The following is a 15,799-nucleotide window of genomic DNA, read 5'->3' on the forward strand; positions in this document are numbered from 1 at the left end:
CTCGTTACGGACCTTGCCGCCCTCCCGGAACGTCCGGCGCAGGTAGGCGGACTGGTACTCGCGGCGCTCCCCACGCTTGTCCACATGCGACTTCCGCACTCTGACTACGTGGACCGCGCCATCCTTTCTACCCATGAACACACAGTAACGGCATCTCTCGCGTCAGGCCGCTCAACACGCCGAATATTCTGACTACATCACAGGACAGCAAAGACACAAACACGCAGGTCAGGCAAGGAGTCGCCGCTCAAGGCCGCCGCAACTTCGGGTTAGGTGTTGCGGTGGGACCTGCGTTGGGCGCGAAGCCGGACGCCGAGGTCGCTGACCTGATCCAGGTGGCGAAGCTTGTCGGGGTTCACGATGAAGTGGATGGTCTGGATCGTGCCGTCGTCGGCGATTCCGAGCCCCATCACCCCGGCGAGCTGGTCCTGCTCGTCGTACGCCATGGCGCCGGGCTGGCCGTTGACCTCGGTGAGGCGGAGGCGAACGCCGAGGCGTGCGAACGCGGCCATCCCGGCCAGCACCGTACGTGCCACGTGCTTCCGGCCGTTGACCGATCGGCCCAATGCCGGCACGTTGCCGCCGCCGTCCGCATGCAGCGCCACGTCTTGAGCCAGCAGCTCTTCGAGTGCGCTCAAATCGCCTTGTTCGGAAGCGGCGAAGAAGCGCTGCGCCAGCTCTTGGCGTCGCTCCCGTGTGGCGTGATAGCGCGGCCGACTCTTCCGGACGTGGTTGCGGGCTCGCGCCACCAGGTGCCGTGCGCTGTCAACGTCGGTGCCGATGATCTCGGCGACATCCGCATACGGGTAGTCGAACACCTCGCGCAGTAGGAAGGCGGCCCGCTGGTGCGGCGACAGGGTCTCCAGCAGCACCAGGAACGCCAGCGACATCGAGTCGGCCCTCTCAGCGAGCTCGGCCGGCGTCGGCCCTGTGACCACCGGTTCCGGCAGCCACTCGCCGACGTAACTCTCCCGCCGCACCCTGGCCGACCGGAGCTGGTCGATGGCCAACCGCGTCACCAGGGTGGCGATGTAGGCCCGCGGCGAGGTGATCGGCTCGTCCCGCTGCAGGGTCTGGTGCATCCGCAGGAACGCCTCCTGCACCACGTCCTCGGCTTCGCTGACGCTGCCGAGCATCTGGTACGCGATGGCGAACGCCCGTGGGCGCAGCTCGCCGTACAGGTCCGAGACGGACATGTCGGCTATTCCAATCCCTCGAAGAATCCCGTGCGCCAGCTCGGGTACTGCAACGTCCAGCCCAGTTCGCGCTTGGCCTTCTCGCTGGAGATCCCGCGAGCGCGCGTCATCATATCCACCGCGGCCTGACCGGCCAGCATGCGCACAAGCCAGGCCGGTACGCGACGCGGCGGCTTGGCGCCGAGTGCGCGCGCCAAGACCGGCTGCCATTCGCGCACGGGCACCGGCTCGTCGTCGGCGACGTGGTAGATCCCGGCCTTGCCGCGTTCGACGGCCGCGACCGTGGCCGACGCGGCGTCGACGATGTGCACCAGCGACAACACCCCGCCACCGTTGCCGACGATCGGAAGCCTCCGTTTGCGGATCTGCGCGGTCATGATGGCATCCGGCGCGGCGCTGAGGCTGGTTCCCGGGCCGTAGAAGCCGCCGTAGCGAAGCGCGATGCCGTCAGCCCAGGTGATGCGGGTGACCGCGTCCTCCAGGTAGCGCAGTGCGGCCACCGCCTCCGCCGCGTCGCCAGGGGCGTTCGGCTCGAGCCGGCCGCTCTCGTCGGTCACCGGGCCGCCGGTGCGTTCCATCCACTGAGCGTTGCTCTGGGCAACGAATCTGCGGACGCCGACGGCGCGCCCGGCGGCCAGCAGGTGGTCGGTGCCCTCCGTGCGCAGACGGTTGGTCGCGGCAGCCATCAGCTTCACCTGCCGGAGGCTCATCGGTCCGTTCAGCGCGGTCAACTGATGCACGATCACCTCCGGCTCCGCCTTGGCCACTGCGTCCGCCACCGACTCGGGGTTGAGCGCGTCGAGGACAACCGGTTCGGCACCGAGTGCGCGCAACGCATCGGCCTTGCTGGCCGAGCGCGTCGTGCCGACGACCTCATGGCCGCGGGCTACGAGCTGGACCACCATCTGGCTACCGATCGCACCGGATGCTCCGGCAAGGAAGATCTTCATGACGTCTCCGTTCGTCGAGTACACAGACAAAGACGAGATGCCCCACCCGTCCATGACCACCTGTGACCCACTTCACCGGTCACCGATCAGCTTCGGCGACAGTTGGCCTGGGCTGACAGGTTCAGCGGGGCGCCGGGCTGGGGGCTGGGGCCACCGGGGTGCTCGGGTTCTCGCCCCGGCGACGAGGTCTGCGGAGCCCCATGCCATCAGTACGCCTTCGTCGCCCGGTGGGAAGCGCTTGCGCTACGGCATACGGGGGCGACTGATGGCATGGAGCTCCGCGTCACCCCCGCCGGGCGGCTGCCTGCCGGTACTGCGCACGCCCCGGGCTCGCGCGGTACAGCGCCCGCCGGGCTCGAGTGTGGCGGGCGCCGCTGCGGTCGGCGACTGGCTCGGGTTTCGCTCGGCGGCGAGGGTAGCGGAGCCCCATCCCATCAATACGCCTACGTCGACCGGTGGGAAGCGTTTGCGCGGCCGGCTAGGGGGCGATTGATGGGGTGGACCTCCGCGCCACCCGCCGGGTGGGGGCGGAGTACTGCGCGCGCCAGGCTAACCCCGTGCCTACGCGGGCTGGGTCGCGTTCGACGGGTCGGCGCGTGCCGCGAGTTTCGCGGTACGGCGTCTGCCGGGGCTGGGGGTCTGGCGGTCGGCCGCTGCGGGCGCGGAGCTGCTCGGGTTCGCCCGGTGCCGACGGTAGCGGAGCTCCATCCCATCAATGCGACTCTGTTGACCGGTGGGAAGCGTTTGCGCGGCTGGATAGGGGGGTGATTGATGGGATGGACCTCCGCTTCACCTCGCCGGGTGGGTGCATGCCGGTCTGCGCAGGCCGCGGGCTAGCGCGCGCCGGTATCTGCCGGGGCTGGGTGTGGCGGGCGCCGCTACGGGCACAGAGTTGCTCGGATTTCGCGTCGGCGGCGAGGTTGCGGAGCTCCATCCCATCAGTGCGCCTCCGTTCCCCGCTGGGAAGCGTTTACGGGGCGGTAGGTGGGGTTGATTGATGGGATGGGACTCCGTGTCACCTCCAGCGGGCGGTCGCGCACGGTGAGATCGCTGAGTGGGTCAGTTTCGGAGAGGATCGGACTGGGCTGCCAGGTTGTTCAGTACGGCGGACGCGGGGGCCGAAGGGTGGCGGTCGCCGGTGCGGTTTCGGAGGGCGATTTCGCCGGCTGCCGCTTCGCGGGCGCCGATGACGGCCTGGTGGGGTACGAGGCGGTTCTCGCGGATGCGGGCGCCGAGGCTGCCCTCGTCGGCGTACGCGATCTCGGCGCGCAGACCGACGTCGAGCGCCTGACGGAGTACGCCGGCAGCAGCGTCCTCCTCGGCGTCCGAGATCGGGAGTACGACGAGTTGCACCGGCGCGAGCCACGCCGGGAAGGCTCCGCCGTGGACCTCGATCAGGTGGGCGACCGCGCGTTCGATGCTGCCGACGATGGCGCGGTGCACCATCACCGGCCGGTGTTTGTTGCCGTCGGCACCGATGTACTCCAGCCCGAACGCCGCGGGCTGATGGAAATCGATCTGGATGGTCGACAAGGTGGACTCCCGCCCCGCCGAGTCCTCGACCTGGATGTCGATCTTCGGACCGTAGAAGGCGGCCTCCCCCAGCTCCTCGGAGTACGGAAGCCCGGCCTTGTCCAGCACGTCACGCAGCAGGTCAGCGGCAAGCGCCCAACTCTCCGCATCACCGACGTACTTGCTCGACGCGTCCCCGAGCCGGGCATCCTCAGACGGCAACGAGAGCACGTAGCCCGACGCGCTGATCCCGAGATCGCGATGCGCCTGCTTGATCAGCTCGAGTGCCGCCAGCGCCTCGTCGGCGACCTGCTCCAGCATGCAGAAGATGTGCCCGTCGTTCAGCTGCATCGCGCGAACTCTGGTCAGCCCGCCCAGTACGCCGGACAGCTCCGACCGGTACTGACCGCCGAGCTCCGACATCCGCAACGGCAGCTCGCGGTAGCTGTGCGCGCGAGACCGGAACATCAACGCGTGATGCGGGCACAGGCTCGGCCGCAGCACCACCTCTTCCCCGCCGATGTCCATCGGCGGGTACATGTCCTCGCTGTACTTCGACCAGTGGCCGGAGATCTCGTAGAGCTCACGCTTCCCGAGCACCGGCGAATAGACCTGCTGGTAGCCGGCTCTTCGCTCGACGTCGACGATGTACCGCTCGAGTGCCTGCCGGATCGCGGCACCGGCAGGAAGCCAGTACGGCAGTCCCGCGCCGATCAACGGATCCGAGTCGAACAGGCCGAGTTCCCGGCCGAGCTTGCGATGGTCGTACATGGTGATGGACTCCTCAGTGACGAGTGAGGCGAGTGTCCACACGGCGAAGCCCCGGGGCACTCGCCCCGGGGCTTCGAATTCGACAGTCAGCTGTCAGCGCGCCGGGACGTACCTCGGCGTCGTCGTCACCACTGCGCGCTGGTTCATGTCGTCAAACGTAGCAGGTCATTCCTCGTCCAGGTCAAGTCCGATAGGCCGGATCAGACCCTCCTGCGCAACGGATGCCACCAACCGGCCGTCCTCGCTGAACAGCCGCCCGGTGGCGAAGCCGCGCGCTCCCGAAGCCGACGGCGACGCCTGGTCGTAGAGCAGCCACTCGTCCGCACGGAAGGGCCGGTGGAACCACAGCGCATGATCGATCGAGGCCGGCTGGATCCGCCGGTCGCCGATGATGATCCCGTGCGGCAACAAGCTTGCCCCGAGCAACGTCAGGTCGCTCGCGTAGGCCAGAACGCAAGCATGCAAGGTCTGATCGTCGGCAAGCTTGCCCGAGGCCCTGATCCAGAACTGCCGCCCGGTCAGCCCGGCCAGCCGTACGTCGAGCGCCGCCCACTCCTTGTTCCAGTCCTCGGCCTTGCGCCCACTCGCCGCCTCGAAGACCGACGCGAGCGTCGGCGCCTCCTCCGGCGGTACCAGGTCGTCCGGCATCGGGTCGGCGTGATCCAGCCCCGGCTCGGGCACTTGGAACGAGGCAGACATGTAGAAGATCGTCTTGCCGTGCTGCGAGGCAACGACCCGCCGGCTGCTGAACGAGCGCCCGTCGCGGATCAGCTCCGGCTTGTAGACGATCGGCACGGAGGTGTCGCCGGGGCGCAGGAAGTACCCGTGCAGCGAGTGCACGACGCGATCCGGCCCGACCGTGCGGCCGGCCGCCGCCAGCGCCTGGCCGAGCACCTGCCCGCCGAACACCCGCTGGGCAGATGTCTGCGGTTGCCTCCCCCGGAACAGGTCGGCGTCGATCTTCTCCAGGTCGAGCAGCTCGACCAGATCCTCCAGGGACTCGGGCATGCCTCATCCTGACAGCTCCCTGGCATCAGGTCGGCACGCGGATCGCAGTACCGGTGTGGTGCCCCTCACGCGGTCATTTTCGGTGAGCTTTCGGTGACGGACGGTAGGTTGGTGAACGTTCAACCATCAAACGCACGAATGACAGGAGTAGCTGTGAGCGCCCTCCGCACGCTGACCCGGCCCGTCCACGCCTCGCGCGACCTTGTACTGCTGATCGCCCGAGTTGGCCTCGGCGTAGTCTTCATCGCCCACGGCTGGCAGAAGTTCCGTACCAACGGCCTGGACGGCACCGCCGCCGGCTTCGACCAGATGGGCGTGCCCGCACCGACGCTTTCCGCGTACTTCGCCGCCTTTGTCGAGCTCGTCGGCGGAGCAGCCCTCATCCTCGGTGTGCTCACCACCGTCGCCGGCGTGCTGCTCGCCGTGAACATGGCCGGCGCGTTCCTGTTCGTCCACATGTCCAACGGCATCTTCGTGGCCAACGGCGGCTGGGAGTTGGTTGTCGTCCTCGGCCTGTTCTCCCTGATGGTGGCGGCGATCGGCGCCGGGCGCTTCTCGCTCGACAACGCGCTCACCCGGAGTACTGCGGGGCGCGCGACCGTCTCCGCCTGACGCCCAACGCAACGCGGCGGCTGGTGCACCTAGGTGCACCAGCCGCCGCGTTCGTAGTACCTAGTTGTCGTCCTCGCGGTTCAGTTCGGCGAGGAACTGCTCGACCTCGGCCCCCAGCTCGTCGGCTGAGGGAGTCGAGCCGGCGAGGAGGCTGCCGCGGCTGATGGAGCCAGCGGCTGCGTCGTACTGCGTCTCAAGCGCGTTGACCACTGAGGAGGCGTCCTCGGAAGCCTCCACCTGCTCGTCGACCATGCGACCCGTCACGGCCGCCTCGTCGAGCAGGGCCTTGCTAGGGAGCAGCAGGCCGGTTGCCGACGAGATGGCGTGCACCAGGGCCAGCGCTGCGCCCGGGAAGCGGTTCTCGGCGAGGTAGTGCGGCACGTGTACTGCGAAGCCCATCGCGTCCTTGCCGGCCTCGCCCAGGCGAACCTGCAGCATCGTCGCGGCGCTCGCGGGGAGGCGCATCTCGCCGTCCCAGATGTTCGAGCGGGTCACCAGCTCAGGGCGGGTCGCGTGTGCGGTCAGGCCGAGCGGGCGGGTGTGCGGGACGCCCATCGGGATGCCGTGGACGCCGACGGTCAGCGTCACGTTGTACAGGTCGATCAGCTGGCGAACAGCTCCGGCGAACCGGTTCCAGTGGTTGTCGGGCTCGACGCCCTCCAGCAGCAGGAACTCGACGCCCGCGTCGTCCTTCATCAGGTGCAGCGACAGCTGCGGCGGGCTGTAGTCGATGAACCGGTCCTCCGCGAACGTCACCTCGGGACGGCGGGCCCGGTAGTCGTGCAGGAGGTCGACGTCGAACCTGGCGAGCAGCCGGTTCTCCAGTACCTCGAGCAGGTGGTCGGCGGTGACGCGGCCGGCCTGGCCGGCGTCCATGAACCCGTCGAGCGAATGCACCAGCACCTTCGGCGTAGCCGCCGGGCCGGTCGCCACCGACTCGTCGACGATCTCGTAGAGGTCGTCCGGTCGCAGCATCGTCGTCTCCTCAACAGTGGCCTTCAGGGCGGTCGGCCCCTCTATCCTGCCTTCCCCTGCAACAACGTCAGCGCGGCGGGCAGGAATTCCGGCCGGTGGGATCTTTCTCACCCCGTACTTCGCGGCGCGCCCCGACCTGTCCGGAACCCGACAGATCCGCCCGCGGACGAGCATTTTGGGAAAGCGCTTGCTAGCGTGCTCCTGTGCGCACCGACTCCGAGCCGACCTCATCCTCCGCTTCCGCCCAACCGTTGCCGGCTGCCGACCCCCGGCCCGGTACGAACGCTCCCGCGGCGGCTCGGCCGACGGTCATGCTGGCGATGAACGAGTCCAGCCGCGCTCGCGTGCTGGTTCCCGCGGTCCGCGACCGCCTGGAGCGGGTCGCCACTGTCCTCCCCGTCGGCCCCGGCAACGGCTTCCTCGCCGATCCCGCGGTCCGCGAAGCTCTGGGCGACGTCGATGCGCTGCTGACCGGCTGGGGTTGCCCGCAGATCACGCCGGAGGTGCTCGACGCGGCGCCGAAGTTGAAGGCGATCATCCATGCGGCCGGCTCGGTGAAGCATTTCGTCGACCCGGCCGCCTTCGAGCGCGGCATCCAGGTCTCGTCGGCCGTGGTGGCCAACGCGCTGCCGGTGGCCGAGTTCACCGTGGCCACGATCGTGCTCAGTGGGAAGCGCGCGTTCCGCCTCGGAGCGGAGTACAAGCTCAGCAAGCACAAGCCGGACACCGGCTCGGTGCCGGGCAACTACGGCAGCACGGTCGGGCTGCTGGGCGCCTCCCGGATCGGGCGGATGGTTGCGGAGCGGCTGCGCGCGTTCGACCTCGAAGTACTGATCAGTGATCCGTATCTGACTCCTGCCGAGGCCGCGGAGCTCGGAGCCGAACTGGTCGAGCTTGATGAGTTGTTCAGCCGGAGCGACATCCTGAGCGTGCATGCGCCGCTGCTGCCGGAGACGGTCGGGCTCGTCGACGCCCGGCTGCTCGGGTTGCTCAGGGACGGCTCCGTGCTGATCAACACCGCTCGCGGGCGGATCGTCGACGCCGCCGCGCTGGAGCACGAGTGCCGTACGGGACGGATCGACGCGGTCCTCGATGTGACCGATCCTGAGCCGCTGCGCCCGGATTCGCCGCTGCTGGAGCTGCCGAACGTGTTCCTGACCCCGCACGTGGCCGGCGCCCTCGGCAACGAGGTCGCGAGATTGGGTGAGTTGGCGGTAGGTGAGATGGAACGTTTTGCCGCCGGCACTCCTCTTCAGCATGTCATCAGTTCCGCCGAACTCGGGAGGATTGCATGAGCCGCCTCGTTCTGCCTGACACCGACCGTGTCCTGTCCCGCCAGACCGGCTGGGTCCGCGCCCATTGGGAGGCGCTGGCCGACCACCTGCTCGACTCGCTGATCCCTTACTGCTCCCCCGGCAACGCCCGCATCGTGCTACCCGGCCGTCCCAGCCGATCCGGTACTTCGTCCGACGAGCTGGAGGGTTTCGCCCGATCGTTCATGCTCGCCGCCTTCCGGATCGCCGGCGTCCGCGGTGAGGGGTGCGAGAAGCTGATCGAGCGGTATGCGCGAGGTGTCGCCAACGGCGCGAACCCCGACCACCCCGAGGCCTGGCTGCGCCTCACCCCGCGCTCGCAGCAAATGGTCGAGGCCGCCGCGATCGCCGTCGCCCTGCACGAGTCCCGCGAGTGGATCTGGGACCGGCTGGACACCCGCGCTCAGGAGCACGTCGCGGAGTGGCTCGGCGGGTTCATCGGCTCCACCACGCACGACAACAACTGGCGACTCTTCCAGGTCGTCAGCGAACAGTTCCTCGCCTCGGTCGGCGCGCCGTACTCCAAGGAGGACATCGAGGGCGGCCTCGACCGGATCGAGGACTGGTACGTCGGCGACGGCTGGTACTCCGACGGCGACGGCCAGAACTTCGACAACTACATCGGCTGGGCGATGCACCTCTACCCGGGCATCTGGACCCGGATGGCGGCGGCGACCCCGGGCGCGCAGTACGACGATCGGTTGAAGGTCTATCGGGAGCGGTTGAGCCTGTTCCTGGAGGACGCGATCCACCTGGTGGGCAACGACGGCGCACCCGTCTACCAGGGCCGGTCGTTGACGTATCGGATGGCGGCCGCGGCGCCGTACTGGATGGGGCAGGTCCTCGACGCCACCCCGCTCACCCCGGGTGCTACACGGCGGCTGTGCTCCGGGATCGCGCGCCATTTCGTGCAGCACGGCGTACCGGATGAGCGCGGGCTGCTGACGCTGGGGTGGTACGACACGTTCCTGCCGACCACGCAGGCGTACTCCGGACCAGGCTCGCCGTACTGGGCGTCGAAGGGCTTCATCGGGCTTCTGATGCCGCCGGAGCACCCGGTGTGGTCGGACCCGGAGGACACGGTGCCGTTGGATGAGGCTGATCAGGTCAGGGCGATGCCTGCGCCGGGTTGGCTGGTCCATGCGAGTCGGCACGACCAAGTGGTCAGGTTGATCAACCATGGTGCCGACCACGCTCCCCCGGCCGAGCCCGCGGGGGTGGAGCCTGCCGTTGACCCGCATTACGACCGGCTGGCGTTTGCCAACCACGCTGGACCCGAGATTTCGGATGCTGCTTCGTTGCAGCGGGTCGACAACCTGACCTCACTCGTCGACCAGCACGGAAAGTCGAGTTACCGCGGCCGGATCCGGCGACTCGGGATGGACACACGGTCGGCGGCCTCCTGGCACAACGCGTGGGTCGGCAGCGACGGGCCGTGGCCGATCGAGATCGCCTCCGTGGTGCACGGCGGTTGGGAGATCCGTTGCTCGCTGGTGGACGGGCCGGGCGGCGTACTGGTGCGTAGCGGCGGCTATGCGGTCGCCGGTGATTCCTTGCCGACGGCAACAGTCGGCGGCGGGCCGGCGTGGGCGTCGGCGCGGAATTCCGACGGGCTGATGTCGGCGGTGGTCACCCTGCATGGGTACGACGAGGCTGGGGTGCACCGTGATCTGGGGGCGAACCCGTTCGGGCCGCACTCCGCTACGCCGTACCTGACGGCGGCACATTCCGGCGAACCGCTGGTGCTCGTTCACGCGGTGTTGCTGACCCGTGACGCGATCCGCCCGGAAGCACTTGCCGAGGGCATCGATATCGCCGTCGACGGTCAGGAGATCACTGTCACACTGCCCGGCGACGACGTCGAGATCGTCCGGTTGGGGAACCGTTGATCTTCTAGTGTTGTGACATGACCGAAACAATCCAACCCGCCATCACCGACGAACTGTCGGCGAATGTTGCGGCCGACCCCAGTACGGCGAACCAGGAAAAGTTGTGGGGGGCAACCTTCGGGCTCGAGCGCTGGTGGTTCGTGCAGCGGGGCGAGCCGGACAACCCGCAGCCGTTCGTCGGTGTTCATCAGGACCAGCCGTTCCTGATGGCGTTCACGTCCGCTCAGCGTGCCCGTGGGTTCGCGATCGAAAACGGGCTGAGCCCGGCAGACGCCGAAGTACTGGTGCTCGCGCTGGCGCCGGACGACGCGGTCGCACAGGCGCCGATCTGGTTGCAGCAGGGCATCGCGGCGATCACCTTCGACCACGGGATCGCGGGTTACTTCGCGCCGCTGGGCAACCTGCCCCCGATTCAGGCGCACGTACGCCGGGCTGCCTGACACGCTGTTAGGACAGCCTCGCCAACGGTGAGAATTGCGTCCGCGAGGACTACATTGGCGCCTATGAGCACGTACGCGAAACTCCTTCAAGAACAGATTCGTAACGAATTCACGGCGTCACACCAGTACACGGCAGTGGCTGTCTGGTTCGACGATCAGGACCTGCCGCAACTCGCGGCGCACTTCTACAAGCAGTCGCTGGAAGAGCGCAACCACGCGATGATGATCGTGCAGTACCTGCTGGACATGGACATCCGGCCGCAGATCCCCGGCGCCGGCGAGGTGGTGAACGACTTCGACAACGCACTGGAGCCGCTCGAACTCGCTCTGCAGCAGGAGATCACCGTCACCAAGCAGATCGAGATGCTGGCCCGGACCGCGCGCGACGACGGCGACTACATCGGCGAGCAGTTCATGCAGTGGTTCCTCAAGGAGCAGGTCGAAGAGGTCTCCGCGATGACGACGCTCGTCAACGTCGCGAAGCGGGCCGGTGACAACCTGTTCAACCTGGAGGACTTCCTCGCCCGTGAGGGCGTCGGCGACCTGGACTCCGACCCGACCGCTCCGAAGGCGGCCGGCGGCAGGCTCTGACCTGCCAGCAGTTCTGAGTGCCGTGCTCAGGGCCGCCGCCATGCGCTGCGGCGGCCCCGGACGGGCCGCGCCGGCCTACCTCGCCGCCCACGGGCGAGGCCTTGCTCCTACTAGCGAGGCCTTGCTCCTACCAGGAGCCGCCGCCTCCGCCGCCCCCGCCACCGCTGGACGAGCCTCCACTGAAGCCGGACGAGCTTCCGCCACCGCCGCCGCTGCCCGAGGGTGAAGGCGGCGGGTCGAAGGTGTTGGCCACGGTCTGGCTGATGTTGCCGGCGGCAAAGCCCGAGCTGTAGTACGACGGACCTGTGTACCAGTAGGGATCCGGTGGGATCCGGCCGGCCGCGACCAGCTGGGCACAGACGCGCTGCCAGCGGTCCGCCAGGCCGAAAGCGATGGCCCAGGGCAAGTACTTGCTGAAGATGTCCTCGCCCTCCTCGAAGCGCAACTGGTCCGCCTCGGCCGTGGCCAGGTAGGTCCGGAAGCCGACCAGCTGATCGGTCACCGCGCGGCCCGCGGCATTTCGTTGCCCCCGGCCCCGAATGCCGAACCAGATGCCGATCGCGACGAGGACCGCCACGGCCGGAAGCCCGATGGTCACGGCCCTCCCGAGACCACCGGTAGCCGCACCGATCACCGTTCCGCCGAGGAGTCCGCCGAAGACCCAGATGCCGACCATGCCCAGGCAGGCGATCTTGGTGCCGCTCGAGAAGCTCGAACCGCCGCCGGCGCGCGGCAGCCGCAGATACCAGCCACGCTGTTTGATCTGCTCCCGGACCTGGCCGATCATCGCGTCGTGCGCCTGCCGCATCGAGGTGTCGCCGACGGCGCCGCGTTCCAGGACGACTACGGAACCGGGCTGGAGCGACGGGAACAGGCCCTGCATCAGGAACTGCTCGTGCGGAATCGTCGCACGGGCAGGGTCCAGCAGTACGGCCATCTGCTCGCTGCCGGTGTTGTCGATCCGTACCGCGCCCCGGACCGCCAGGTCGATCAGCGTCGCCGCGGTCTCGGTGGTGTTCGCCTTCGAGTCGATCAGCAGCCCGCCCTCGGCAACCGGGATCCGCGGTGGGGAGAACGCGACCGGGAGCTGGTCCTCATTCAGGTCGTTCTTGACCTCCGGCGCGGCCACACCGTTCGGAGGGAACGTGCCGGGCGGCATTCCGGCGAAGCGCAGGTCCTTGTTGCCGTTCCTGCTGTAGAACACGGCGGCGACGATCGCGGCGAGCGTGACGGCTCCCGAGCCGATCAGGCCGGGGACGGTCAGGCCCGAACGCTCCAGGAAGCCAGGCGGGTCGACCACGATCGGGGTGTCGTTGCTGACCACACCCGACTTGATCGCCGCGACGATGGCGAGTCCCTTGCCGCGGGTGAGGTTGGTCTGGATGAAGGTGCCCTCGCCGGCCGTGATCGTCTTGCTGTCACACGGTCTGTCCGGCGGTCCCGCGAAGCATTCGACCCGCTCTACGCCGGGCGCGGGGACCTGGACCTTGACGTTGACCTCGGCGAGGGTGGCGTCCCAGCCGTTGCCGGTCGCGTCCCAATAGAGCTCGCTGTGGTCGGGGAAATGCCGGAGCGCTCCGCGCACGTCGTACTCGATGACGTACGTCGCCTTGGTGCCCGAGATGGTCTTGTCCGGGTCGCCGATCTTGATCTGGATGCTCTGGTCGCGCAGGTTGTTCGAGGTGGTGGTGCTCTCGCTGAACTGGTCCGGGGCGTCGGCGCTGCTCACCCGGATGTTCGAGATCTCGTACTTCTGGTCCTTCGACTTGTCGTCGGCGTACACCTCACGCGTGATCAGGTTGCGGTAGATGCCGTGCCGGCCAGTGCTGCCGAATTTGTAGGCGATCGTCTCCTTCACCTTCAGGACGCCGTCGGCCGTGACGGTGTAGTCGAGCTGCAGGTTCGTCACGACGTCGCCGACATCGGTAACGGCCGCACTGGCGGCCGTGGCCGGAGCGGCGCTCGCGAAACCCGCCAGGATCAGGCCGGTGAAGGTTGCAGCGACGGCTGTGAAGAATCCCCTACGCATGCCGCGACAGTACCGACGACGGGGGTCCGTCATCCTTGTCGACCGGCCGACAAGCCGTGAGCATGCCCCTTTGGACTACGCCAGCTTCACGTCGCCGGTGGTTCGCTGCCTGCTGCTTTGATGGGGTGCCGGTAAGAAACGTGCATGAGCCCCAAACGAGCGTTGCTGCGGGAGCCACGACCACCTGAACCTGCCCTTCCCGCTGGTCAGTGATGCCAAGACCCTGGACGTCGGCGATGAGGATCTGTCGATTCTTCATCTGGATCTCTCAGTGATGGGCTGCTCGCTGCGGCCGTGGAGCCAGGTGTGCAAGGGGTCGCGGGCGCCTGCGCGGCTGATCGGTGGTGCTGGGGTGAGGTGGAAGCAGGCGTCGTGGGCGACCGCGGCGCTGGGGGTGTTGCCGGCAGAGATGCGCAGGATCACGTGGGTGGCGGCCAGGCTGTCGTAGGCGTAGGCGGTGATCAGCTGAACGGCGCGGCTGGCCAGGCCCTGGCCGCGGTGCGCGGCGCCGACGGCGTAAGCCAGCTCCACCTCGCCGGGAGCGCCGGTGGGGAACAGCAGGATCTCGCCGAGGGGTTGGCGGCCGTCAGTGGTGATGGCGAGTTGGAGCCTGTGGCCTTGGGCGCGGCGCTGGCGGGCCAGGTCCAGGTAGGCGCGGGCGGCCGCCTGATCGAAGGGGGCGCGCAGCGGCGTCCAGCGGTCGACGGCAGGGTCGTCGAACAGTTCGACCATCGCGGGCACGTCCGCCTCGTCCCATTCGCGCAGGATGAGAGCCGAGCCGGTGAGCTGGATGGGGGCGGGCGAGATGGCGCCGCCCTTGGAGGTGGTGGTCATGGGCGGAGATCATCTTTCGGGAGTGGTGGAGCGTCGCCAGGCGGCATCGCGCAGCAGGCGCAGGCCGTTGAGTCCGACGATGACGGTGGAGTCCTCGTGCCCGGCGACACCGAGGGGCAACGGCAGGTGCCGCGGCCGTGTCAGCGGGCGTCCGGAACGCCGGTCATCTGTGGCTTTCCGGACGGTGCAAGGACTAGCGAGACCACCGCGGCCACGGCGGCGACGACGGTGAACATCGTGTAGACGTTGGTGAACCCCTCGATCGAGGGCGTGCTGGCGAGACCCGAAGCGGCAACGGTGGAGCCCACCGCGACAAAGATGGCCGAACCGGTTGGATTGAAGGTGTAGACCATACCCGATACCAACCCGGCCTCGTCCTGAGTGACTCGGCCGAGGGCAGCGGTGGTCGCGGCGACGAACACCGGGGCGCCGCCCAGCGCGAACAAAACGGCGCCGGGAAGGGCTTGGGCGTAGACGTTGCCGTTTGCCGACAGGCCGATGAGCAGTCCGTTGCCGATGGCGACCAGGGCCAGGCCGGCGACGGCGACGGGGCGGGTGCCGATGGTGCCGACCAGGCGGCCGCCCACAATGGCACCGACCATGGTGGCCAGGGCCGTGGGCAGGAAGAACAGGCCGGTCTCCAGCGCGCTGTAGCCGCGAAGGTGCTGCAGATACTGCGAAGTGATGAACAGGTCCGCGACGGTCACGCCGGCCGCGATGAGCATGAGAAATGCGCCGGTCGCGACCGGACGACGCACCAGCATGTCCGGGCGCACCAGGGGATTCTGCACTTTGCGTTCGACGACCGTGAACACCACGTACAAGATGACGGCGGCTGCGATGGGCACCAGCGTGCCGGGATCCGCCCAGCCGTGGTCACCGGCGTTGATCATGCCGTAGATGAACGAGCCGGTGGCGGCGGTGACGGTCACCGCGCCCAGCACGTCGATGCGCCGGTTGGCGCCCGCTATCCGGCGCTCTGGCACCAGGGCCCGGATGGCGACCAGAGTGATGACGCCGATCGGGATGTTGATAAAAAAGACCCAGCGCCAGCCAGGGCCGCTGGTGAGGAGCCCACCTACGAACACCCCGACGGCGAAGCCGATGCCCCCGAGAGAGGACCACACGCCCAGCGCCTTGTTGCGTTCGGTGCCGTGGAAGATGCCGGTGAGGGCCCGCAGCGCGGCCGGGGACAGCAGTGCGGCCCCGATGCCCTGACAAAGGCGGCCACCGATCAGCAGGTTCTCGTCTTGCGCCAAGCCACTGGCCAGCGAGGAGAGGATGAAGACCACCAGACCGGTCAGGATCATAGAACGCGCGCCGAAGACGTCGGCGAGTCGGCCGCCGAGCAGCAGCAGCCCGCCGAGGAACAGCACGTAGACGCTGACCACCCAGGTGAAGGCCCCACGGCTCAGGCCTAGGTCGGCGCCGAGGTCGGGCAGGGCGACGTTGATCACGGTGAGGTCCAGCATCAGCATGAGCTGCGCCGTGCATATCACCGCGAGCGCCTTCCAGCGGCGAGGGTCCGCGGACTCCTGCGGCTCGCGCGGCTTGTCCGTGTCACGCACCTGATCTTGAGGTTGGTGCATCGCCAGGTTCCTTTCCGTTGCTCGGTTCATAACGTCGTCATGGCGGTCGGTCGGCTGCACGTCTTACCGCGCAGCAGTGCGCCGGGTAAG

14 protein-coding genes are annotated in these 15,799 nt (G+C 68.3%); 5 read left to right on the forward strand and 9 right to left on the reverse strand.

Annotation, left to right across the window (positions count from 1 at the left end):
* Positions 1–269 precede the first annotated feature (269 nt).
* The 5 genes from A3ES_RS0100010 to A3ES_RS0100025 all read right to left on the reverse strand — a co-directional run bounded on the left by A3ES_RS0100010 (position 270) and on the right by A3ES_RS0100025 (position 5,437).
* On the reverse strand, positions 270–1,196 hold the full coding sequence (locus tag A3ES_RS0100010; RefSeq protein WP_020384716.1) for an RNA polymerase sigma-70 factor: 927 nt from the start codon (positions 1,194–1,196) through the stop codon (positions 270–272).
* A gap of 5 nt (positions 1,197–1,201) precedes the next feature.
* Positions 1,202–2,146, reverse strand: a complete 945-nt coding sequence (locus A3ES_RS0100015) for an NAD-dependent epimerase/dehydratase family protein (RefSeq protein ID WP_020384717.1) — start codon at positions 2,144–2,146, stop codon at positions 1,202–1,204.
* A 561-nt stretch (positions 2,147–2,707) separates the two neighbouring features.
* A complete protein-coding gene (locus A3ES_RS53640; protein WP_157630235.1) occupies positions 2,708–2,854 on the reverse strand; it encodes a hypothetical protein in 147 nt (48 codons plus the stop codon).
* Between the two features lie 351 nt (positions 2,855–3,205).
* The gene (thrS, locus tag A3ES_RS0100020) at positions 3,206–4,489 is read right to left on the reverse strand and encodes a threonine--tRNA ligase (protein ID WP_337587761.1); all 1,284 of its coding nucleotides are present in this window, start codon (positions 4,487–4,489) and stop codon (positions 3,206–3,208) included.
* Between the two features lie 105 nt (positions 4,490–4,594).
* Positions 4,595–5,437 carry an acyl-CoA thioesterase gene (locus tag A3ES_RS0100025; protein WP_020384719.1) on the reverse strand — a complete coding sequence of 281 codons (843 nt, stop codon included), beginning with the start codon at positions 5,435–5,437 and terminating at the stop codon, positions 4,595–4,597.
* A 153-nt stretch (positions 5,438–5,590) separates the two neighbouring features.
* Here A3ES_RS0100025 and A3ES_RS0100030 point away from each other — a divergent pair, with 153 nt between their 5' ends.
* Positions 5,591–6,049 (forward strand): DoxX family protein, encoded by a 459-nt coding sequence (locus A3ES_RS0100030; protein WP_020384720.1) that lies wholly within the window; start codon positions 5,591–5,593, stop codon positions 6,047–6,049.
* A gap of 60 nt (positions 6,050–6,109) precedes the next feature.
* On the opposite strand, the gene A3ES_RS0100035 is transcribed toward A3ES_RS0100030, so the two are convergent.
* A complete protein-coding gene (locus tag A3ES_RS0100035) occupies positions 6,110–7,024 on the reverse strand; it encodes a proteasome assembly chaperone family protein (protein WP_020384721.1) in 915 nt (304 codons plus the stop codon).
* Positions 7,025–7,227: 203 nt separating this feature from the next.
* Here A3ES_RS0100035 and A3ES_RS0100040 point away from each other — a divergent pair, with 203 nt between their 5' ends.
* The 4 genes from A3ES_RS0100040 (at position 7,228) to A3ES_RS0100055 (ending at position 11,257) form a co-directional block, all read left to right on the forward strand.
* Positions 7,228–8,319: a hydroxyacid dehydrogenase gene (locus tag A3ES_RS0100040; protein ID WP_020384722.1), complete on the forward strand. Its 1,092-nt coding sequence runs from the start codon at positions 7,228–7,230 to the stop codon at positions 8,317–8,319.
* A complete protein-coding gene (locus A3ES_RS0100045; RefSeq protein WP_020384723.1) occupies positions 8,316–10,226 on the forward strand; it encodes a DUF2264 domain-containing protein in 1,911 nt (636 codons plus the stop codon). Before A3ES_RS0100040 ends, A3ES_RS0100045 begins: the two co-directional genes overlap by 4 nt.
* Before the next feature lie 17 nt (positions 10,227–10,243).
* Positions 10,244–10,666 carry a hypothetical protein gene (locus A3ES_RS0100050; RefSeq protein WP_020384724.1) on the forward strand — a complete coding sequence of 141 codons (423 nt, stop codon included), beginning with the start codon at positions 10,244–10,246 and terminating at the stop codon, positions 10,664–10,666.
* Positions 10,667–10,729: 63 nt separating this feature from the next.
* Positions 10,730–11,257 (forward strand): ferritin, encoded by a 528-nt coding sequence (locus A3ES_RS0100055; protein WP_020384725.1) that lies wholly within the window; start codon positions 10,730–10,732, stop codon positions 11,255–11,257.
* A gap of 127 nt (positions 11,258–11,384) precedes the next feature.
* Here the strand turns inward: A3ES_RS0100055 and A3ES_RS0100060 are convergent, their stop codons facing one another.
* From A3ES_RS0100060 to A3ES_RS0100070, 3 genes are all read right to left on the reverse strand, one after another.
* Positions 11,385–13,286, reverse strand: coding sequence for a DUF2207 domain-containing protein (locus A3ES_RS0100060; protein ID WP_020384726.1), 1,902 nt, complete (start codon positions 13,284–13,286; stop codon positions 11,385–11,387).
* A gap of 255 nt (positions 13,287–13,541) precedes the next feature.
* Complete coding sequence (locus A3ES_RS45705; protein ID WP_020384727.1) at positions 13,542–14,120, reverse strand: GNAT family N-acetyltransferase; 579 nt, start codon at positions 14,118–14,120, stop codon at positions 13,542–13,544.
* 140 nt (positions 14,121–14,260) lie between these two features.
* Entirely contained in the window at positions 14,261–15,769 is a 1,509-nt protein-coding gene (locus A3ES_RS0100070) for an MFS transporter (RefSeq protein WP_237744820.1), read from the reverse strand.
* Positions 15,770–15,799 lie beyond the last annotated feature (30 nt).

Source organism: Kribbella catacumbae DSM 19601 (assembly GCF_000372465.1).
Taxonomy (GTDB): Bacteria; Actinomycetota; Actinomycetes; order Propionibacteriales; family Kribbellaceae; genus Kribbella; species Kribbella catacumbae.